Below are 21,409 nucleotides of genomic sequence, written 5' to 3'. Positions count from 1 at the left end.
CGAACATTCTAGCCGCTGGAACTGGATTATAAAAAAGTGCAGGTGGCTCGTTTAGAACAGGAGGGCGTTGGAAGCCCTGACGAAGAGGCGCTTTTTGCCTCAAAGGAAGGGGGGAAACGACCGACTGTTTTAGCCACTGGAACTGGATTATAAAAAAAAGTGGAAGCGGTTCGCTCAGAACGAGACGACGCTAAAGCAAAGAATGGAAGCAACAAAGGTTTATAAAAAAAGGGAGAGCCAGCTTCTTTCAAAAAGAGAGAAGCGGCTCATGAAAATATGAAGGAGGAAATTTTCATGGAAAAAACAGTAGGAAATGCGGTTAAAGGCGGTAGCTTTTTAGTAGATGAGATTACGATTGATCAAGTGTTTACGCCAGAAGATTTTTCATCTGAGCATAAAATGATTGCAAAAACGACAGAGGACTTTATCGTAAATGAAGTTCTTCCAGAGCTTGAATATTTAGAGCAACATGAATTTGATCGTTCAGTTCGTCTTTTAAAAGAAGCTGGGGAACTTGGTTTATTAGGCGCTGACGTACCAGAAGAGTACGGTGGAATTGGTCTTGATAAAGTAAGCTCAGCGTTAATCGCAGAGAAATTCTCTCGCGCTGGTGGCTTTGCAATTACTCACGGTGCTCACGTAGGTATCGGATCTTTACCAATCGTATTATTCGGTAACGAAGAGCAAAAGAAAAAGTATTTACCATTACTTGCAACTGGTGAAAAATTAGCTGCATACGCATTAACAGAGCCAGGTTCAGGATCTGACGCATTAGGTGCAAAAACAACTGCACGTTTAAATGCAGAAGGTACACATTACGTATTAAATGGTGAAAAACAGTGGATTACAAACTCTGCATTCGCTGACGTATTCGTTGTATATGCAAAAATCGATGGAGAGCACTTCTCAGCATTTATCGTAGAGAAAGACTACGCTGGCGTATCTACAAGCCCAGAAGAAAAGAAAATGGGTATTAAATGTTCTTCAACTCGTACGTTAATTTTAGAAGATGCGTTAGTACCGAAAGAAAACTTACTTGGTGAAATCGGTAAAGGTCATATTATCGCATTCAACATTTTAAATATCGGTCGTTATAAATTAGGTGTTGGTACAGTTGGATCTGCGAAACGTGCAGTAGAAATTTCAGCACAATATGCAAACCAACGTCAACAGTTCAAACAACCAATCGCTCGCTTCCCATTAATTCAAGAGAAACTTGCGAATATGGCAGCAAAAACATATGCAGCTGAAAGCTCTGTATATCGTACAGTAGGTTTATTCGAAAGCCGCATGAGCACATTATCTGAAGAAGAAGTAAAAGACGGTAAAGCAGTAGCAGCTTCTATCGCTGAATATGCAATCGAGTGCTCTTTAAACAAAGTATTCGGTTCTGAAGTATTAGACTATACAGTAGATGAAGGTGTTCAAATTCACGGTGGTTACGGATTTATGGCAGAGTACGAGATTGAAAGAATGTACCGTGATTCTCGTATTAACCGTATTTTCGAAGGAACGAACGAAATTAACCGCCTAATCGTACCAGGTACGTTCTTACGTAAAGCGATGAAAGGTGAATTACCACTTCTTCAAAAAGCACAAAAATTACAAGAAGAGTTAATGATGATGATGCCAGAAGAAGTAGGCGATGAGCCATTAGCACTTCAAAAGTATTTAGTAACTAATGCGAAGAAAATCGGCTTAATGGTAGCTGGATTAGCGGCTCAAAAATACGGTAAAGCATTAGATAAAGAGCAAGAAATTCTTGTGAATATCGCTGACATCGTAAGCAATCTATACGCAATGGAATCAGCTGTTCTTCGTACAGAAAAAGCGATCAAAACAACTGGTCTTGAAAAGAATAAACAAAAAGTGTTATACACTGAAGTATTCTGCCAAGAAGCATTTAACGAAATCGAAGCAGATGCGAAAGAAACACTTATCGCAGTTGAAAACGGCGACATGCTGCGCATGATGTTATCATCATTACGTAAATTAACTCGCCACACACCACTTAACGTAATTCCGAAGAAACGTGAAATCGCTGCGAAAATTTTAGAAGATGAGCGTTACACAGTTTAATATCTTTAAAGAACAGTAGTCGTTTATACGGCTACTGTTCTTTTTTTGAAAAAAATTTTTTTAGTGACATAAAACTAATACCATTAGTATAATAAAACTAATAGTATTAGTTTTCGTGAAAAGGGAGATGGGACTATGAGGATGATACATGAAAAAACGGTATATCAATTGTCATTTTTGCCAAGAGCGTTTCCTGTAAATTGTTACTTTGTAGAGGAAGATGATGGTTTAACTTTAATTGACGCGGCTTTGCCATATAGCGCAAAAGGTATTTTACAGGTGGCTGAGAAAATAGGAAAACCAATTACTAAGATTGTATTAACACATGCGCATGATGATCACATCGGTGCATTAGATGCATTAAAGGAAGTACTTCCTCATGTTCCAGTCTATATTTCTAAGCGGGACGCAAAGCTGTTAGAAGGAGATATGACGTTACAAAAGGATGAACCGAATATACCGATAAAAGGCGGTGTACCTAAAAAATTAAAAACGGTACCTGATATTTTATTAGAAGATGGCGACCGAGTTGGATCGCTTCTTGCGATTATGACACCGGGACATACGCCAGGCTCCATGTCGTTTCTTGATGTAAGAAATAAAGCTCTTATTGTCGGAGATGCATTCCAAACAAGAGGAGGTATGGCTGTTTCAGGACAAATGAAATTTTGGTTTCCGTTTCCGGCGATGGCAACGTGGAGCAAAGAAATATCATTACAAAGTGCAGAGAAGTTAAGAGAATATGAGCCTTCCTTGCTTGCGGCAGGACATGGAAAAATGATAAACGATCCAGTGGCTTTCATAGAGCTTGCTATTAAAGAAGCGAAGCGGAATATAGAAAGTAGAAAAGAGGGTTAATTGATGTCACCGAGAATCGGACTTACATTACAAAAAATTGTAGAAACAGCAGCAGAAATTGCAGATGCAAATGGAGTACAAGAAGTAACGTTAGCTTCATTAGCGCAAACGTTAGGGGTACGTTCGCCCTCACTATATAATCATGTAAAAGGGTTACAAGATGTACGGAAAAATCTTGGCATTTACGGAATCAAAAAGCTGCATAACAGACTGGAAGAAGCTGCCGAGGATAAACGGATGGATGAAGCAATTCATGCTTTAGGAGAAGCGTATGTAGCATTTGTCCGAAAACATCCTGGACTATATGAAGCAACTTTTTTACGAGATGAAGAAGTAAGAAAAGCAGGTGACGGAATTGTAAAGCTTTGTCTTCAGGTTTTACAACAGTATGGCTTAGAAGGAGAGAATGCACTTCATGCGACACGCGGATTCAGAAGTATTTGTCATGGATTTGCTTCGATTGAACAACAGGGCGGATTTGGTTTGCCGTTAGATTTAGATATAAGTTTACATGTATTGTTGGAAACGTTTATTAAAGGGTTACGTGAATAAGAAGCGAGGCAAACAAAAACCTTAGAAGTGATTCTTAGGTTTTTTAGTACATATAATTCGAAAAGAGCGGTAGGCTTTTTCTCATTACATGATATTATTTTACAGGTTTGAAAAATGTGTATATGACTACGGAAAGGCAAACGAAAATAAAAGCAATAGAATCTTGATATGGACTAGGCTCAGAGCCCTTCTGGATTTCTGTAAGGAAGTCATGTGTTTTCATGTTCATTGCTCCTTTAACTAATAAGTTTTATATGATGCGAGGGTTATAGTGGATAGGAAGTATTTTTTAAAATTTCATATAATAATTATTGCATAGCAATTCTATTCCTAAAACTATAAAATATAAAGTTTTCATAATATGTAAAATTGCATATTATTCTTTTTGAAAAAATTGTTATATTATCTATATATTTGTATTAAAGGATTTTTGTTAAGGTAATGAAAACAAATGGAGGAATAGTATGAGAAAAACAGTATTAGACGCGTATAATGCAGAAAGAGAAGTAGATAACATAACATATAAAAATCTAGTTGTAACGATTGCAAGCATTCTAGGGTTCTCACTCTTAGGGGGATTATTCCTTGCTTTAGCCCTTGGAATTTTTGGAGAAGAGGTATTACGTGCTAATTTAGAGGGATATTATTTACTTCTATTTGATGCAGCTGTTGTTACTATTGTTTTATTTGCTTATAAACCAGTGCTTCATTTTATTAAGAACATATGGGATGTATCTGTTTTAAAAAATGGGAAAACCTACTTGTATTTATTAATAGGTTTTATCATCATTGCATTAACTCAGTATGTAATGTTAGAGTTGTTTAGCTTTGAAAGTGCAGGGCAGCAGCGAGAACAATTAGGGAGCTTAGGACTTCAAAATAGTCTACAAAGTATTATATATGTGTTAAGTGTTGCTATAATTACACCAATTAAAGAAGAAATTTTATATAGAGGTATTTTGTATCGATTTTTTGAAAAGAAATATAGTTTTCTAGTTGGTATCATTATTTCTTCCTTCATCTTTGGGATTCTTCATGGTGGTTTTCCGGTTACGGCAATGATTATGGGGATTGTATTTGCTATGTTATACAAAAAGACGCAATCTATTATACCTAGTATTATTTTACACATTATATGGAACTTACTTGTGAGTATAAGTATGATTGTATCTCTATAAAAATAAATACATAACCAGTATAAAAGATGAATGGCTTAGCTATTCATCTTTTATTTTTTTTATATGTGGGAAAAGTTGATGAATACAATCCAAAAAGAACCAAATACTAATGATGAATGAACAAAGAAAGGCGGGTATGTTATATGCAAAACTTAACAGAGCTTGAAGTAGAAAACTTACGTCATTTAATTGGTGGACACGCAACAATTATTAACAAGTTGGAGCAGTATGCACAGACGTGTACAGATACACAACTGAAACAAATGCTACAAAAAGATGCGCAAGATGCACGAAATACGAAACAGCAATTAATGACTTTCCTAGGATAGGAGGAAGAGAAAGATGAATGAAAAAGATATGGTAAATGATTATTTAGCAGGATTAAATGCGAGTTTAACAAGCTATGCAAATTATATTGCTCAGTCTGATAATGAACAGTTACATCAAACGTTAATTCAAATTCGTAATCAAGACGAGGCGCGCCAACGTAATATGTATGAGTACGCAAAGCAAAAGAGTTATTACAAACCGGCAGCACCTGCTAATCCAATGATTGTACAGCAATTAAAAAGTCAATTAAGTGCGGAATAACAGGAAAAAGAAAACGAGCGAATTTATTCGCTCGTTTTCTTTTTGTATGTGTCAATAAATACATAATAAATATTTTTCCAGTTGTAACAAATATGACGAAAATGGAATATGACAATTCACAAAAAGGACAAAAACTTTGTTCAATATTTCACAAAGTATCCATGGTTTCTATCGTGGGAACCTCTATAATTAAGAATGTAAAGAACAAAAGAAATAGATTATATGATCAATTAGGAGAGATTGCTATGAAAAGACATACAAGAAAAATTGCAATTATCGGTACTGGATTAGTTGGATCAAGTTGTGCGTATTCCATTGTAAATCAAGGGATTTGCGAAGAGCTATTATTAATTGATATAAATCATGAACGTGCAGTTGGGGAAGCAATGGATTTATCACATTGCATTAACTTTACAAATACAAGAACAAAAGTATATGCAGGAAGCTATGAAGACTGCAAAGATATGGACATTGTCATTATTACAGCAGGGCCAGCACCAAAACCTGGACAAAGTCGCTTAGATACTTTAGGAGCGAGTGCGAAGATTATGGAAAGTGTTGTTGGTGGTGTAATGGCAAGTGGATTTGATGGTATTTTCTTACTTGCATCGAACCCAGTTGATATTATTACATATGAAGTGTGGAAATTAGCTGGATTACCTAGAAATCGCGTAATCGGTACTGGTACATCACTAGATTCTTCTCGCTTAAGAACAATTTTATCTGAAATGCTATATGTAGATCCTCGTAGTATTCATGGGTATTCATTAGGAGAACATGGTGATTCTCAAATGGTTGCTTGGTCTCATGTAACTGTTGGTGGAAAGCCAATTCTGCAAATTTTAGAAGAACAAAAAGAACGATTTGGTGAAATAGATTTAGATGAAATTGTTGAGAAGACTGCAAAAGCTGGCTGGGAAATTTATAAACGTAAAGGAACTACTTATTACGGGATTGGAAATTCTCTAGCATATATTGCGAGTTCAATCTTTAATGATGATCACCGTGTCATTGCTGTATCAGCCATTTTAGATGGTGAGTACGGTGAATATGATATTTGTACAGGAGTACCAGCTATTATTACTAGAGACGGTATAAGAGAAGTTGTAGAACTCAATTTAACAGAGGATGAAGAATCTCGATTCGCAAAATCAAACGATATTTTACGTGATTATATGAAAACAATTGGTTACTAACTTATAGGAGAAGGTGAAACAAATGAAGGAATATATAATGTCTCGTGTATTTAAAGCATCTGCTGGAATCGCACAAGGTATTTTCGTATCCCTCGGAATTGGTTTACTGATCGAAAATATAGGAAGAATTGTTGATATACCATTACTTATTACAATCGGAGTTGTTGCAAAATCACTAATGGCACCGGCAATTGGTGCTGGAATTGCTTTTATGCTCGGTGCAAACGGTCTTGTAATCTTCTCGGCGATGGTAGCCGGAGCGATTGGTGCCGGATCCATTTCGATTACTGAAGCTGGTCTAATTATTAAAACAGGTGAGCCAATCGGTGCATTATTAACAGCAACTTTAGCTGTATATATTGGTAAACGTTTAAGTGGAAAAACTGCGTTAGATATGATGCTCGTTCCATTTGCGGCCATATTAGGTTCTGGTTTAGTAGGCATTTGGTTATCTCATAATATTACTCCTGTTTTAAATGCAGTTGGAGCGTTTATTAAAGATAGCTCAGCTGGTAGCCCATTCATCGCTTCTATCGTCATTGCAGTAGTTTGGGGACTATTACTTATCTCTCCAGCTTCATCAGCTGCGTTAGCAATTGCACTTAGCTTAGACGGTGTTGCAGGTGGTGCTGCTCTTGCTGGATGCGTTGCTCAGTTTATCGGATTCTCTGTCATCTCAGCAAAAGAAAACAATTTAGGTGGCATATTAGCTCAAGCACTTTGTACTCCGAAAGTACAATTGCCAAATATCACTAAAAATCCAATGATTCTCGTCCCAACTGTCGTCGCCAGTGCTATAGTCGGTCCAGTATCAGCATTAATTTTCCAACTGGAAGCAGGAAAGGAAATTGCAGGTCTTGGATTAAGTTCTCTTATCGCACCAATTAATTTAATTTCCAGCCAAGGATGGGAAGTTCTCCCGGCGATGGTAATTACTTATATCGTCATTCCAGTAGCTGTTTCTTATATACTTTACATTGCTCTTAAAAAAGCAGGTCGTATTCATTCTGGTGATATGACTGTACCGCAATCTTAAATTGAAAATCTCCTTAATAATAGATAAAAGCAGACTGAAGCCACAGTCTGCTTTTTTGTCATGCTACATTCTATGATTTTGTTTTACTGGAACTCTTATTGGTTCTTTGGCCAATAAGAGCTGAACGCCGAAGTAAAGTATGCTTGCAAGCGTCATTCCAGAAACGGCATCTACAAAGGCGTGCTGCTTCGTAAATAGCGTTGATAAAATAATAAGTGTACCGAAGAAAGTAAGGATGTAATATTCAAAAACATGCTGTTCTCTACGCTTAAAGGCAGCTAACATAATTACAAATGTAGTAAGAACGTGAATGCTAGGGAAACAGTTTACTGGCTGGTCGATACTATAAATATAGCGAACTAGTTCAGAAAATACATCTGTTCCAACGACAGTCGGACGTGGTACAGTTGTTTGCCAAAAATAATAAATAGAAAAACAAGCAAGCTTTCCAAAAATAACACTACTTAAAGTAACATAATATTGCTTTCGGTCAGCAAAACAGTAATAAATAAGTGCGCCGTATAAGTATGGAAACCAAAGTAAATAAGGAATAATAAATGCTTTTACAAATGGAATCCAATCATCTACTACAGTTGTAACGTCTACTGCGTGAACAGTCGATTTATTTAATACGTCGTAAAGGGGACTTACGAGCACGAGTAGAAGTATATAACTTAACGGAAGAAAAGATGAAAGTTTAAATTTCTTCATGTTGATCTCCTATGTTTAGTAATGTAAGTAAATTCAATTGATTATAATATAGAAACGTGAATTGGGCTATCGATTTTACTTACATTTTCTTGAATTAACCTTACGTTTTTGTCACTTGACTAAAAAGAAGGGGAGGGTGCTAAATGAAGCGTTTATCGTATTTCTTATTTTTTATATTGATATGCCTAGTCGGTGCTGGGTGTGCAAAGGATAAAGAAGGAGAGAAATTAGAATATAACGGAAGAGCACTCGTAATTGGAGTTGTTGGAGAAAAAACGAAAGATACGTTTAGGAATATAAAGTTTGAGGAAATGAAGTTAGAGGAACTGGAAAAGAAATCTAAGGAAGTAGATGGTTTTCTAATAATGAAAGATCACTTTCAAGAAGCCTCAACAGAGCAATATAAAAATGTATTTTCATCACTAAAGAAACCAGTGTTTTTTATCGGTTTACAAGATAAATCATATTCGATTTTTATTACAAAAGGGATAGAGTATAACAGTGCCCGAAAAGATGTAAATGCTATGTATACGCAAGGGTTTGCGAATATCGGAAGTGGTGAAGGACAACAATGGGCAGTTGGTTTATCGAATGGTGGAAATACAGAAGAAAGTATTCATAATATGTATATCGTCGTATTTCAAACAATTGCAGATTATTTAAATAGATAATGAAGGAGCCTGCAAAAGAGGCTTCTTATTTTTTTAATCAAACGTTTGTTTAAGCTGTATGTTCGGTAGGAAGAAACCGATGTAACTCAAGGGTTAACAAAGAAAAATAGAGAATTAATCAAACGTTTGTTTAAGCTGTATGTTCGGTAGAAAGAAACTCCTGTAGTTCAAAGGTTAAGAAAGAAAATGGAGAATTAATCAAACGCTTGTTTAAGATATATGTTTGGTGCAGAATCTAAAAAATTTATATATTTATTTTTTTCTTAACAAATGGCGGAAAAATAAGAAAAATTCGCAGGATTATTAAAAATTATCACGAAATAAGTAAAAGTTTAGCGAATAATGGTTTGAAATAATAAAACGTTTTCTATATGATAAAGGTAAAGGTTAGTAAAAAAGTAGGTGAATTTATGACAGTAACATTTTATTCATATCCAAAGTGTGGCACATGTCAAAAGGCAAAGAAATGGTTTGAGGCAAACGATGTAGCATATGAGATGATTCATATTGTTGAAAATCCACCATCAAAAGAAGATTTACGTAATTTACATGAAAAAAGTGAATTACCATTAAAAAAATTCTTTAATACAAGTGGAATGCGTTACCGTGAACTTGGTCTAAAAGATAAGTTGAAAGATGCAAGCGAAGACGAAATGTATGAGCTTTTAGCATCTGATGGCATGTTGATTAAACGTCCAATTGTAACAGATGGAACGAATGTAACACTTGGTTTTAACGAAGAGCAGTTTGAAAGTGTGTGGAAAAAGTACCAATAAGGTATTTTTACATAATTAATACATTCACTGGAGGTACAGTCATGAGCATTCCAAATAATTTACGTTACTCTGAAGAACACGAATGGGTAAAAACTGAAGGTAATGAAGTTGTTATCGGTATCACTCACTTTGCACAAGGTGAGCTAGGCGATATCGTATTCGTTGAACTTCCTGAAGTAGGTGCAACAATCGAAGCTAACGAGCCATTCGGAAGCGTAGAATCTGTTAAAACAGTTTCTGAGTTATACGCACCTGTAAGCGGTAAAGTTGTAGCAGTAAACGAAGAATTAAGTGACCAACCAGAACTTGTTAACGAATCTCCATACGAGGGTGCATGGATGGTTAAAGTTGAACTTTCTGATGCAAGCCAAGTTGAGAAGTTATTAACTGCAGAAAAATATGCAGAAATGACAAACCAAGACTAATTATAGTCGACTAAAGGACAGCCTTTGTGCTGTCCTTTTTTATTTTTTGTGAAATAATGAAATTCAAGTTATATGTAAATAAATAAGCTATTATGAGAAAAACTGTTTTGTGGTAAGGTTTCATAAGTCTTCACAATCTAAACGAGCCGCTTGCGCTTTTCATTGTCCAGCTCCACCTCCTAGCCCTTCATGTCTAAGAACCTTCCGCACGAGAAGACAAAAAGCGTCTTCTGTGCGAAAGAACCTTAGCCAACAGGGCTAAACAGTGGGTTCCGCTTTTCTTTATGATCCAGCTCCAGCGGCTAGATTGTTCGGTGGCTTCGCTTCTTCCTACAAGGCCAAAAGCGCCTTTACGTCAGAAGCTTCATCCCCCCTCACAATCTAAACGAGCCGCTTGCGCTTTTCTTTTGCAAAAATAAACAGGAAACAACATGAAAATAACGAATATACTATATACTAAGTTCAAGGTTGTATAGTATATGGTGATCGGGTGATGACATATGATTTATGTAGAAAAAGTCATTATTGTAGAAGGTACATCAGATAGAAGAAAGATTGAATCTATTATTCGTGAACCGGTGGAAATTGTTTGTACAAATGGTACAATTGGTTTGTCGAAAATGGATGAGCTCGTTGATCAGTTTTTTGATAAGGAAGTGTATGTGCTAGTGGATGCTGATGATGCTGGAGAAAAGTTAAGGAAACAATTTCGAAAAGAATTCCCGCAAGCCGAGCATATCTATATTGATCGCTCGTACCGAGAAGTGGCAACTGCGCCATCTACACACTTAGCAAATGTATTATGGGGAGCCGACATTGACGTTTATACAGAATATTTACGGTAAGGAATGATAGAAGTGATTGATTGGACAGGAGCCGAAGCTACAGCCCTAATAGAGAACGAAGAAAAAACAGTATTATATGTATATACTCCAATGTGTGGAACATGCCAATTAGCAAAAAAGATGTTAACAGTGGTTGAGATGACAATTGAAGATTTGAAAATTGGGATGTTAGATTTAAATTATGCTCCGCATTTAGCGAAAGAGTATGGGATTGAAAGTGTACCTTGTTTACTTGTTTTTGAAAATGGGACACTGATGAAGAAGATATACGCATTTCATTCGGTTGAATATTTATATACGGAATTAAAGTAGGCGGCAAAATTTTTGCCGCCTCGACATATTTCTTGGGAAATATGTCGAGATGCAGGATGGATACAGTATTTGTCGAGCGAAAATAACAGGATTGCTCTTTAGTGAGAGGGAATGGTATGTAATAGAAAGTGATATGAAGGATGTGATTTAGGGTGAGATTATATTCTTTGCTTCAATCATTTGTAAATTACGCTAATGGTCAATATCATTTAGAACCGCTTTTAAGACAAGAAGAAAAAACTGTTAATTTTCGCTTTGGAGATGAAAGTTGTTCGTTACAAATTTCAAGAGATTATATAGAGTTGGTACATGAGGAAAGAGGAACGGAACAAATCATTTGCTTAGATGAAAAGGATATAGAACAATTGGTGAATGGAAATGTACGATTGCAAATGCTAATGAATGATGGACGTGTACAATATTCGGGAACGTACCGAACGATGTTATTAGTGGAATCGATGTTTCATATATGTAAACCGATGTCAGTAGGTGCTTAAAATTCTGAAGTTTCATTTTTTGCGAAAATTTCTGTTGACATGGTGAGTGTATATTGATACAATTCAAGTCATAAAATATAGACAATTTCATAAATTTCAAATCAGACGAAAATTGAATCTGATTTCTCTTATCAAGAGAGGTGGAGGGACTGTGCCCTGTGAAGCCCGGCAACCGTCAACTTATGTTGAAATGGTGCCAATTCCTGCAAAGCAAATGCTTTGAGAGATGAGAGAGAGGGATAATGTTGTTATATACGCATAAAAACCTTTCTGCTTCTCTAAAGCAGAAAGGTTTTTTTATTGTTTGAATGTGGAGGACATTCAAATAATAAAAGTAATGATAACAGTGGACTACACGCATTAAAAATAAAAAATTGCGGAGTCGACCTAAAATCTTTATGAAATCTAGCTCCAGCGGCTAGAACAGTCGGTCGTTTCATCCCTTCCTATGAGGCAAAAAGCGCCTCTACGTCAGGGATTCAAACGCCCTCTTGTTCTAAACGAGCCGCTTGCGCTTTTTATTTAAAAAAGGGGTGATACACCATGATTCTATTAGAGAATGTAAAGAAAATATATAAAGCAAAAAGCGGTGATGTCACTGCTGTAGATAATGCCAATTTAAAAATAGATAAAGGTGAAATATTTGGTGTTATCGGATATAGTGGCGCTGGAAAAAGTTCTTTAATTAGATTGTTCAATCAGTTGGAGAAACCAACTTCTGGCCAAATTACAATTGCAAATCGTGTCATTTCAGCAATTACAGGAAGTGAACTTCGTAAGGCAAGGCAAGAAATCGGAATGATTTTTCAGCACTTCAACTTACTTTGGTCACGAACTGTACGTGAAAATATAGAGTTTCCACTTGAAATTGCAGGTGTTGATAAAGCGAAGAGAAGAAAACGTGTTGATGAATTAATTCATCTTGTTGGATTAGAAGGAAGAGGAGACGCGTACCCATCTCAGCTGAGCGGGGGACAAAAGCAACGCGTTGGGATTGCAAGAGCATTAGCTAACAATCCACAAGTGCTTTTATGTGACGAAGCAACGTCAGCTCTTGATCCGGAAACGACAGATCAAATTTTGGATTTACTATTAGACATTAATAAGCGCCTTGGTTTAACAATTGTACTCATTACACATGAGATGCACGTAATTCGAAAGATTTGTAATCGTGTTGCGGTAATGGAGAAAGGAAAGATTGTAGAAACAGGTCCAGTACTTGATGTATTCCGTAATCCGAAGCAAGATATTACGAAACGATTTGTACAGCAGTTAACGGATTCTGAAGATACAAATGAAACGATTGAAAGTTTAATTGAAAAATATCCAGATGGAAAAGTAATTCGTTTGCAGTTTATCGGTGAGGCTGTAGAAAGACCAGTGCTTCAACGATTGATGCAACGCAGTGATATAGAAGTTAGCATTTTGCAAGGAAATATCGCACAAACGAATAACGGTTCTTACGGTAGTTTAGTTGTTCATTTAAATGGTGAGGAAACAGCGATCCAGCAAGCAATAGAAGGAATTCATCAAGATCAAGTAGAGCTGGAGGTGATTGCACATGGATAAGTTACTCACAAATGTTGATTGGAATCAAATGTTAGAAGCAACTGGTGAAACGTTATATATGACGGCAATCGCAGCTCTTGCGACATTTGTTTTAGGACTCATTTTAGGATTGTTACTCTTCATGACAGCAAAAGATAATTTATGGGAAAACAAATCAATTAATACGGTGATTGGAGCATTCGTAAATATATTCCGTTCTATACCATTCATCATTTTAATTATTTTATTAATCCCATTCACAAAGATTCTTCTTGGAACAATTCTTGGAGCAAGTGCAGCTTTGCCGGCTTTAATTATTGGAGCGGCACCATTCTACGCGAGAATGGTTGAAATCGCACTTCGCGAAATTGATAAAGGTGTAATTGAAGCTTCAAAAGCAATGGGAGCAAAAACAAGCACAATTATTTTGAAAGTGTTAATTCCAGAATCGTTACCAGCATTAGTATCTGGTATTACGGTTACGACAATTGCTTTAGTAGGCTATACAGCAATGGCAGGAGTTGTTGGTGCTGGTGGCCTTGGAACACTTGCTTACTTAGAAGGATTCCAAAGAGGGAATAACGATGTAACAATCGTTGCGACAATTTGTGTATTACTAGTTGTATTTTTAATTCAGTGGATTGGTGATAGTTTAACGACTCGAATAGATAAACGATAATAAAAAACGGGAGGATGTTTCAAATGAAAAAATTATTACTTACGGCACTTATTTCAACTTCAATTTTTGGATTAGCTGCTTGTGGCGGGAAAGATAAAGATGAAAAGAAACTTGTTGTTGGTGCTTCTAACGTACCGCACGCTGTTATTTTAGAAAAGGCAAAACCGTTACTTGAGAAAAAAGGAATTGAGTTAGAAATTAAAAAATTCCAAGATTACGTATTGCCAAATAAATCGTTAGCGGATAAGGAATTAGATGCAAACTACTTCCAGCATATTCCGTATTTAGAAAAAGAAATTAAAGATAAAAAGTATGACTTTGAAGTAGCAGGAAAAATTCATTTAGAACCAATTGGTGTGTACTCTCAAAAGTATAAGAGCTTAAAAGAGCTTCCGGACGGAGCGACAATTATTATGAGTAATTCAGTTGCTGACCATGGACGTGGTTTAGCAATTTTACAAAAAGAAGGTATTTTAAAAATTAAAGACGGAATAGATCCAGTTAAAGCAACTCCAAAAGATATTGCAGATAATCCGAAAAATCTAAAATTCAAAACGGATATCGAGCCTGGTTTATTGCCACAAGTGTATAACAATAAAGAAGGCGACGCTGTTTTAATTAACTCTAACTATGCAATTGATGCAAAGTTAAATCCGGAAAAAGATGCAATTGCAATTGAAGGAAATGATTCACCATACGCAAACATAGTAGCTGTTCGTAAAGGCGATAAAGATAAGAAAGAGATTAAAGCTCTTGTAGAAGTATTGCATTCTAAAGAAATTGAAGACTTCATTAATAAAGAATATAAAGGGGCGGTTGTTCCTGTAAAAGAATAATTGCTGAAAAGGGCTGGTGTATGCCGGCTCTTTTTATAACTATATAACTATTGGGGAGAAGGGGAAAGCATATGAAAAAGGTTCTACTGTCAATTGTTACAGCGTTGTCTGTATTTACATTAGCTGCTTGCGGAGGAAAAGAGGAGAATAAGCTTGTTGTGGGAGCTTCTAACGTGCCACACGCTGTTATTTTAGAAAAGGCACAGCCGATTTTAGAGAAAAAGGGTATTAAATTAGAAATTAAAAAATTCCAAGATTATGTGTTGCCGAATAAGGCTTTAGCGGATAAAGAAATTGATGCGAACTACTTCCAGCACATTCCTTACTTAGATAAAGAAATTCAAGAAAAGGGATATAAAATTGTAAACGCAGGAAAAATCCATTTAGAACCTATGGGCATTTATTCTAAGAAATATAAAAGCTTAAAAGACTTACCAGATGGCGGAACAGTGATTATGAGTAATAACGTAGCGGAGCGAGGCCGTATGTTAGCATTGTTACAAAAAGGTGGCGTTATTAAATTAAAAGACGGAGTAGATGTTGTTAAAGCAACAGTAAAAGATGTTGTAGAAAACCCGAAAAACTTAAAATTTAAAACAGATGTTGAACCTGGACTTTCACCGAAATTGTATGAAAATAATGAGGGAGATGCTTTATTTATTAATTCAAACTATGCAATTGATGCAAAATTAAATCCAACAAAGGATGCAATTGCGATTGAAGGATCAGACTCTCCGTATGCAAACATCATTGCAGTTCGTAAAGGTGATGAGAAGAAAAAAGAAATTAAAGAGCTAGTAGAAGTGCTACATTCAAAAGAAATTCAAGATTTTATTAATAAAGAATATAAAGGTGCTGTACTTCCGGTAAGTGAATAAATATAAGGAAAGGGCTGGAAAATCACCAGTCCTTTTTTCTTTATATAAATAAGAAGAAAGGTGTATCATAGAAAGATGTGAAGGAAATACTTATATACATTTGTGAAAAAACGGTTACTTTTTTTCGTCGTTTGCGATATCATTTTATTTGATATAAAATTAGAATGAGAATAAAATGAGAATATGAACGTTTTAGGAATTTTTAAAATGTATATATAGGATTAATGGAGGTATTGAGATGGCTGGTTCTACATTAACGGTTAAAGACTTACACGTATCAATTGATGGCAAAGAAATTTTAAAGGGTGTAAACCTTGAAGTAAAAGGTGGAGAAATCCACGCAATTATGGGACCTAACGGAACAGGTAAATCAACTTTATCTTCTGCAATTATGGGTCACCCAAAGTATGAAGTAACAGAAGGTAGCATCATCATCGACGGTGAAGATGTATTAGAAATGGAAGTAGACGAGCGCGCACAAGCGGGTCTATTCCTAGCAATGCAATATCCAAGTGAAATTAGCGGAGTAACAAACGCTGACTTCTTACGTTCTGCAATTAATGCACGTCGTGAAGAAGGCGATGAAATTTCTCTTATGAAATTTATCCGTACATTAGATAAAAACATGGAATTCCTAGAAATGGATCCAGAAATGGCACAACGTTACTTAAACGAAGGTTTCTCTGGTGGAGAGAAAAAACGTAACGAAATTCTTCAATTAATGATGATTGAGCCAAAAATCGCAATCTTAGATGAAATTGACTCAGGTCTTGATATCGATGCATTAAAAGTTGTATCTAAAGGTATTAACGAAATGCGCGGCGAAGAGTTCGGTTGCCTAATGATTACGCATTACCAACGTTTATTAAACTACATCACTCCAGACTTCGTTCACGTTATGATGAACGGTCGTATCGTTAAATCTGGTGGCCCTGAGCTTGCACAACGTCTAGAAGCTGAAGGTTACGACTGGATTAAAAAAGAATTAGGTATTGAAGACGAAACAACAGAGCAAGAAGCGTAAGAGAGGAGCATAAACATGACAATCGGTACATTACCTTTCGATCAAGAAACAATCCGTCAACGCGCAAGCGAAGTAAACGAAGCAGCTTGGTTGACTGAGTTCCGCTTACAAGCTCTTGCACAAGCAACTGAACTTCCAATGCCAACGCCTGATAAAACGAAAATTGACAAATGGGACTTTATCGGAAAAGGCGACGCTGCTAAGCAAGAGCCTGTAAGTTCTTTAACTGAACTTCCAGAAGCAGTGAAAAACTTAATCGATGAAAATAACAGCGTATTAGTACAACGCACTGGTACAACTGCGTTCGTTTCTTTAGCAGACGAAGCAAAAGAAAAAGGTGTTATTTTCACAGACATCGTAACAGCTGCAACTGAGCATGCTGAACTAGTACAAAAGTACTTAATGAAAGACGGCGTGAAAGTAGACGAGCATCGTCTAACTGCACTTCATGCTGCATTAATCAACGGCGGTGCATTCGTATATGTTCCGAAAAACGTTGTTCTTGAAACTCCACTTCAAGCTGTATTCTTAGTAGATGGCGAAGAAGCTAACGTATATAATCACGTACTATTCGTAGCTGATGCGAACAGTACTGCAACTTATGTAGAAAACTACGTTGCAAATGAAAATGCTAAAGGTATTGCAAATATCGTGGCAGAAGTAATCGTGGAACAAGGCGCACAAGTGAAATTCGGTGCGGTTGATCTATTAGCAAAAGACGTAACAACTTACGTTAACCGCCGCGGCGTTGTAGGACGCGACGGCCGTATTGATTGGGCTCTAGGCCTTATGAATGACGGAAACACAATTTCAGAGAACGTTACGAACTTAATGGGCGACGGTTCATATGCTGATACGAAAACAGTAACAATTGGCCGTGGTAACCAAACACAAAACTTTACAACTAAAGTTGTTCACTTCGGTAAACACTCTGAAGGTTGGATTTTAAAACACGGTGTACAAAAAGATAGTGCAACATCTATCTTTAACGGAATTGGTAAGATTGAACACGGTGCATCTAAATCAAATGCACAACAATCTTCTCGCGTTCTTATGTTAGATGAAAAAGCACGCGGTGATGCAAACCCAATTCTTTTAATCGACGAAGATGATGTAATGGCAGGTCACGCAGCTTCAGTAGGTCGCGTAGATCCAGTCCAACTATACTACTTGATGAGCCGTGGTATTCCAAAACGCGAAGCAGAACGTTTAGTCATCCATGGATTCTTAGCACCTGTAGTTAATGAGCTTCCAATTGAAGGAGTAAAGGCACAGCTTGTTGAGGTAATTGAAAGGAAAGTTCGCTAATGAATATTCATGAAATACGCAAACAGTTTCCAATTCTTGATCAAAAAGTGAACGGCAAACAACTTGTTTATTTCGATAGTGCAGCAACTTCTCAAAAACCAATTCAAGTCATTGAAACGTTAGAACGTTACTATAAAGAATATAATTCTAACGTGCATCGCGGTGTTCATACGCTCGGTACGAAAGCTACCGACGCGTATGAAGGTGCACGTGAGAAAGTTCGCAAGTTTATTAACGCGAAATCAATGGAAGAGATTATTTTCACACGCGGAACGACAACTGCATTAAATACAGTAGCAGCTAGCTATGGTCTTGAAAATGTAAAAGAGGGCGATGAAATCGTTATTTCTTACATGGAGCACCATAGTAATATCATTCCGTGGCAACAAGTTGCGAAGAAAACTGGTGCAACTTTAAAATATCTTCCGCTTCAACCAGACGGTACAATTTCTTTAGAAGATGTTCGTCAAACAGTTACACCGAATACAAAAATCGTTTCTATTATGCAAGTATCAAACGTACTTGGAACGATTAACCCTGTAAAAGAAATCGGAGCAATCGCACACGAAAATGGCGCAATTATGGTCGTTGATGGTGCACAAAGTACACCTCACATGAAAGTGGATGTACAAGATTTAAACTGTGATTTCTACGCATTATCTGCTCATAAGATGTGCGGACCTACAGGTATCGGCGTATTATATGGTAAAAAAGAATTGCTGAACAATATGGAGCCAATTGAATTTGGCGGTGAAATGATTGATTTCGTAGATTTACAAGAATCTACGTGGAAAGAGCTTCCGTGGAAGTTTGAAGCAGGTACACCGATTATCGGTAATGCAATCGGACTTGGTGCGGCAATTGATTTCCTAGAAGAAATCGGTCTTGATAATATTGAAAAGCATGAGCATGAATTAGCGCAATACGCTTTAGAAAGACTATCAGAAGTAGATGGCGTTACAATTTATGGTCCAAAGCATCGCGCTGGTCTTGTTACATTTAATATTGAAGACGTACATCCTCACGATGTAGCGACTGTATTAGATGTAGAAGGCATTGCAGTTCGCGCAGGACATCACTGTGCACAACCGCTTATGAAGTGGCTAAAAGCTTCTTCAACAGCACGTGCGAGCTTCTATTTATATAATACAAAAGAAGAAATTGATACATTTGTTGAATCGCTAATCAAGACAAAGGAGTATTTCACAAATGTCATTTAATAATTTAGATACGTTATATCGTCAAGTTATTATGGATCATTACAAAAATCCTCGTAACCATGGCGTGTTAGAAGATAGTGTTACCGTTAACTTGAACAATCCAACTTGCGGCGATCGTATTCAACTTACGATGAAAGTAGAAGAAGGTATTGTGCAAGAGGCGAAGTTTGAAGGTGAAGGATGTTCAATCTCAATGTCTTCAGCTTCAATGATGACACAAGCAGTAAAAGGTAAGAAAATTGAAGAAGCACTTCAGCTTTCGAAAATTTTCTCTGACATGATGCTAGGAAAAGAGTACGATGACAGCATCGATTTAGGAGATATTGAAGCATTACAAGGCGTATGCAAGTTCCCTGCACGTATTAAATGTGCAACATTAGCGTGGAAAGCGTTAGAAAAGGGCTTAAACGAAGATAAGTAATGTTAAAGGTTCCTAAAAACGAGGTTATCTAAGGAGGGACACACCAACATGGCGAAGCAACTGCCAGATATCGGCGATTATAAATATGGTTTCAAAGACAAAGACGTTTCGATTTTCCGTGCTGGACGCGGTTTAACAAAAGAGATCGTTGAAGAAATTTCACGTATGAAAGAAGAACCACAGTGGATGTTAGACTTCCGTTTAAAATCACTGGATAAGTTCTACGAAATGCCAATGCCACAATGGGGCGGCGACTTAAACGACTTAGATTTCGATGAAATTACGTACTACGTAAAACCATCTGAGAAATCTGAGAAGTCTTGGGATGAAGTACCTGATGAAATTAAAGCAACATTTGATAAATTAGGTATTCCAGAAGCTGAGCAAAAATATTTAGCTGGTGTATCTGCACAGTACGAATCTGAAGTTGTATACCACAACATGAAAGAAGACCTAGAAGCTCTAGGAATCGTCTTCAAAGATACAGATAGCGCATTAAAAGAGAACGAAGATATTTTCCGTGAGCATTTCGGAAAAGTAATCCCACCAACAGACAACAAATTCTCTGCATTAAACTCTGCAGTTTGGTCTGGTGGATCATTCATCTACGTTCCAAAAGGTGTTAAAGTTGATACACCACTTCAAGCGTATTTCCGTATTAACTCTGAAAATATGGGACAATTCGAGCGTACGCTTATCATCGTAGACGAAGGCGCACACGTACACTACGTAGAAGGTTGTACAGCACCTGTTTACACGACTAACTCACTTCACAGTGCGGTAGTAGAAATCATCATTAAGAAAGATGCATATTGTCGTTATACAACAATCCAAAACTGGGCGAACAACGTATACAACCTAGTTACAAAACGTGCGGTTTGTGAAGAAAACGCAACGATGGAATGGATTGACGGTAACATCGGATCTAAATTAACAATGAAATACCCAGCAGTTATCTTAAAAGGCGAAGGCGCTCGTGGTTTAACATTATCTATCGCGATTGCTGGTAAAGGCCAACACCAAGATGCTGGTGCGAAAATGATTCACTTAGCACCAAACACGTCTTCAACAATCGTTTCTAAATCGATTGCGAAGCATGGTGGTAAAGTAACTTACCGTGGTATCGTACACTTCGGACCAAAAGCGAAAAACTCTCGCTCTAACATCGAGTGTGACACGTTAATCATGGATAACCAATCTACATCTGATACAATTCCTTACAACGAAATCAAAAACGATTACGTTTCACTTGAGCACGAAGCGAAAGTATCGAAAGTATCAGAAGAACAATTATTCTACCTAATGAGCCGCGGTATTTCTGAGCAAGAAGCTACAGAAATGATCGTAATGGGCTTCATCGAGCCATTCACTCGCGAACTTCCAATGGAATACGCAGTTGAAATGAACCGCCTAATCAAGTTTGAGATGGAAGGTTCTATCGGTTAAATAGAAATGCGGAGCCGACTGTTCAGACCCGTTGGCTAAGGTTCTTTCGCACAGAAGATGCTTTTTATCTTCTCGTGCGGAAGGTTCTTAGACATGAGGGTCTAGGAGGCGAAGCTGGACATATTTAAAGTGGAAGCGGCTCGTTCAGAATGTGAGGGGGATGGAGCTTCTGACGTAGAGGCGCTTTTTGCCTCATAGGAAGAAGTGAAGCCACCGAACATTCTAGCCGCTGGAACTGGATAATATATGTATGAAGAAAGCGTCCTGCTGTGCAGGGCGCTTTTTTGTTTTGCGGATTTGTCTTGGCTTGGGAGAGGATACC

24 protein-coding genes and 1 riboswitch are annotated in these 21,409 nt (G+C 37.0%); of the genes, 23 read left to right on the top strand and 1 reads right to left on the bottom strand.

Annotated features, from left to right (window positions below; translation table 11 throughout):
• Positions 1-294 precede the first annotated feature (294 nt).
• The 8 genes from V7S45_RS24830 (at position 295) to V7S45_RS24795 (ending at position 7,490) form a co-directional block, all read left to right on the top strand.
• The gene (locus V7S45_RS24830) at positions 295-2,079 is read left to right on the top strand and encodes an acyl-CoA dehydrogenase family protein (protein ID WP_000416291.1); all 1,785 of its coding nucleotides are present in this window, start codon (positions 295-297) and stop codon (positions 2,077-2,079) included.
• A 135-nt stretch (positions 2,080-2,214) separates the two neighbouring features.
• Entirely contained in the window at positions 2,215-2,937 is a 723-nt protein-coding gene (locus V7S45_RS24825; protein WP_001242329.1) for an MBL fold metallo-hydrolase, read from the top strand.
• 3 nt (positions 2,938-2,940) lie between these two features.
• Complete coding sequence (locus V7S45_RS24820) at positions 2,941-3,489, top strand: TetR/AcrR family transcriptional regulator (RefSeq protein ID WP_000074925.1); 549 nt, start codon at positions 2,941-2,943, stop codon at positions 3,487-3,489.
• Between the two features lie 464 nt (positions 3,490-3,953).
• Entirely contained in the window at positions 3,954-4,667 is a 714-nt protein-coding gene (locus tag V7S45_RS24815; protein WP_001232993.1) for a type II CAAX endopeptidase family protein, read from the top strand.
• Positions 4,668-4,810: 143 nt separating this feature from the next.
• Positions 4,811-4,996 (top strand): hypothetical protein, encoded by a 186-nt coding sequence (locus V7S45_RS24810; protein ID WP_242278364.1) that lies wholly within the window; start codon positions 4,811-4,813, stop codon positions 4,994-4,996.
• A gap of 13 nt (positions 4,997-5,009) precedes the next feature.
• On the top strand, positions 5,010-5,258 hold the full coding sequence (locus tag V7S45_RS24805) for a spore coat protein (RefSeq protein ID WP_001002981.1): 249 nt from the start codon (positions 5,010-5,012) through the stop codon (positions 5,256-5,258).
• A 92-nt stretch (positions 5,259-5,350) separates the two neighbouring features.
• The gene (locus tag V7S45_RS24800; protein ID WP_342761536.1) at positions 5,351-6,454 is read left to right on the top strand and encodes an L-lactate dehydrogenase; all 1,104 of its coding nucleotides are present in this window, start codon (positions 5,351-5,353) and stop codon (positions 6,452-6,454) included.
• 22 nt (positions 6,455-6,476) lie between these two features.
• Positions 6,477-7,490, top strand: coding sequence for a PTS sugar transporter subunit IIC (locus tag V7S45_RS24795; protein WP_000666172.1), 1,014 nt, complete (start codon positions 6,477-6,479; stop codon positions 7,488-7,490).
• Positions 7,491-7,553: 63 nt separating this feature from the next.
• Here V7S45_RS24795 and V7S45_RS24790 read toward each other — a convergent pair whose 3' ends face one another.
• Positions 7,554-8,201, bottom strand: coding sequence for a phosphatase PAP2 family protein (locus V7S45_RS24790; RefSeq protein ID WP_000713775.1), 648 nt, complete (start codon positions 8,199-8,201; stop codon positions 7,554-7,556).
• Between the two features lie 143 nt (positions 8,202-8,344).
• Here V7S45_RS24790 and V7S45_RS24785 point away from each other — a divergent pair, with 143 nt between their 5' ends.
• The 15 genes from V7S45_RS24785 to sufB all read left to right on the top strand — a co-directional run bounded on the left by V7S45_RS24785 (position 8,345) and on the right by sufB (position 21,087).
• Entirely contained in the window at positions 8,345-8,872 is a 528-nt protein-coding gene (locus tag V7S45_RS24785; protein WP_283748274.1) for a hypothetical protein, read from the top strand.
• A gap of 410 nt (positions 8,873-9,282) precedes the next feature.
• Positions 9,283-9,648, top strand: a complete 366-nt coding sequence (locus V7S45_RS24780) for a Spx/MgsR family RNA polymerase-binding regulatory protein (protein ID WP_000218968.1) — start codon at positions 9,283-9,285, stop codon at positions 9,646-9,648.
• A gap of 41 nt (positions 9,649-9,689) precedes the next feature.
• The gene (gene gcvH, locus V7S45_RS24775) at positions 9,690-10,073 is read left to right on the top strand and encodes a glycine cleavage system protein GcvH (protein WP_000026897.1); all 384 of its coding nucleotides are present in this window, start codon (positions 9,690-9,692) and stop codon (positions 10,071-10,073) included.
• 500 nt (positions 10,074-10,573) lie between these two features.
• Complete coding sequence (locus V7S45_RS24770; protein ID WP_000640870.1) at positions 10,574-10,918, top strand: toprim domain-containing protein; 345 nt, start codon at positions 10,574-10,576, stop codon at positions 10,916-10,918.
• A gap of 3 nt (positions 10,919-10,921) precedes the next feature.
• On the top strand, positions 10,922-11,230 hold the full coding sequence (locus V7S45_RS24765) for a thioredoxin family protein (RefSeq protein WP_002008881.1): 309 nt from the start codon (positions 10,922-10,924) through the stop codon (positions 11,228-11,230).
• A 152-nt stretch (positions 11,231-11,382) separates the two neighbouring features.
• A complete protein-coding gene (locus V7S45_RS24760; RefSeq protein ID WP_001242139.1) occupies positions 11,383-11,727 on the top strand; it encodes a hypothetical protein in 345 nt (114 codons plus the stop codon).
• A gap of 125 nt (positions 11,728-11,852) precedes the next feature.
• Positions 11,853-11,960: riboswitch (SAM riboswitch) on the top strand.
• Positions 11,961-12,270: 310 nt separating this feature from the next.
• Positions 12,271-13,296, top strand: a complete 1,026-nt coding sequence (locus tag V7S45_RS24755; protein WP_000601754.1) for a methionine ABC transporter ATP-binding protein — start codon at positions 12,271-12,273, stop codon at positions 13,294-13,296.
• Positions 13,289-13,954, top strand: coding sequence for a methionine ABC transporter permease (locus V7S45_RS24750; RefSeq protein WP_000359557.1), 666 nt, complete (start codon positions 13,289-13,291; stop codon positions 13,952-13,954). Before V7S45_RS24755 ends, V7S45_RS24750 begins: the two co-directional genes overlap by 8 nt.
• A 23-nt stretch (positions 13,955-13,977) precedes the next feature.
• Positions 13,978-14,790 carry a methionine ABC transporter substrate-binding lipoprotein MetQ gene (gene metQ / locus V7S45_RS24745; protein WP_063537946.1) on the top strand — a complete coding sequence of 271 codons (813 nt, stop codon included), beginning with the start codon at positions 13,978-13,980 and terminating at the stop codon, positions 14,788-14,790.
• Between the two features lie 71 nt (positions 14,791-14,861).
• Complete coding sequence (metQ, locus tag V7S45_RS24740) at positions 14,862-15,668, top strand: methionine ABC transporter substrate-binding lipoprotein MetQ (RefSeq protein ID WP_000757005.1); 807 nt, start codon at positions 14,862-14,864, stop codon at positions 15,666-15,668.
• A gap of 238 nt (positions 15,669-15,906) precedes the next feature.
• Positions 15,907-16,692, top strand: a complete 786-nt coding sequence (gene sufC / locus V7S45_RS24735) for a Fe-S cluster assembly ATPase SufC (protein ID WP_000929160.1) — start codon at positions 15,907-15,909, stop codon at positions 16,690-16,692.
• Between the two features lie 15 nt (positions 16,693-16,707).
• Positions 16,708-18,000, top strand: coding sequence for a Fe-S cluster assembly protein SufD (gene sufD, locus V7S45_RS24730; RefSeq protein WP_000152167.1), 1,293 nt, complete (start codon positions 16,708-16,710; stop codon positions 17,998-18,000).
• Positions 18,000-19,220 carry a cysteine desulfurase SufS gene (sufS, locus tag V7S45_RS24725; protein ID WP_001020767.1) on the top strand — a complete coding sequence of 407 codons (1,221 nt, stop codon included), beginning with the start codon at positions 18,000-18,002 and terminating at the stop codon, positions 19,218-19,220. Before sufD ends, sufS begins: the two co-directional genes overlap by 1 nt.
• On the top strand, positions 19,210-19,641 hold the full coding sequence (gene sufU, locus V7S45_RS24720; RefSeq protein WP_000009523.1) for a Fe-S cluster assembly sulfur transfer protein SufU: 432 nt from the start codon (positions 19,210-19,212) through the stop codon (positions 19,639-19,641). The genes sufS and sufU overlap by 11 nt, the downstream gene beginning before the upstream one ends.
• A 48-nt stretch (positions 19,642-19,689) precedes the next feature.
• Positions 19,690-21,087: a Fe-S cluster assembly protein SufB gene (sufB, locus tag V7S45_RS24715; RefSeq protein WP_001118827.1), complete on the top strand. Its 1,398-nt coding sequence runs from the start codon at positions 19,690-19,692 to the stop codon at positions 21,085-21,087.
• Positions 21,088-21,409 lie beyond the last annotated feature (322 nt).

This window comes from Bacillus sp. BR3(2024), assembly GCF_039134555.1.
Lineage (GTDB): Bacteria > Bacillota > Bacilli > Bacillales > Bacillaceae_G > Bacillus_A > Bacillus_A cereus.
The sequence above is the reverse complement of the archived record's forward strand: the minus strand, read 5'-3'. Positions and strand labels throughout refer to the sequence as shown.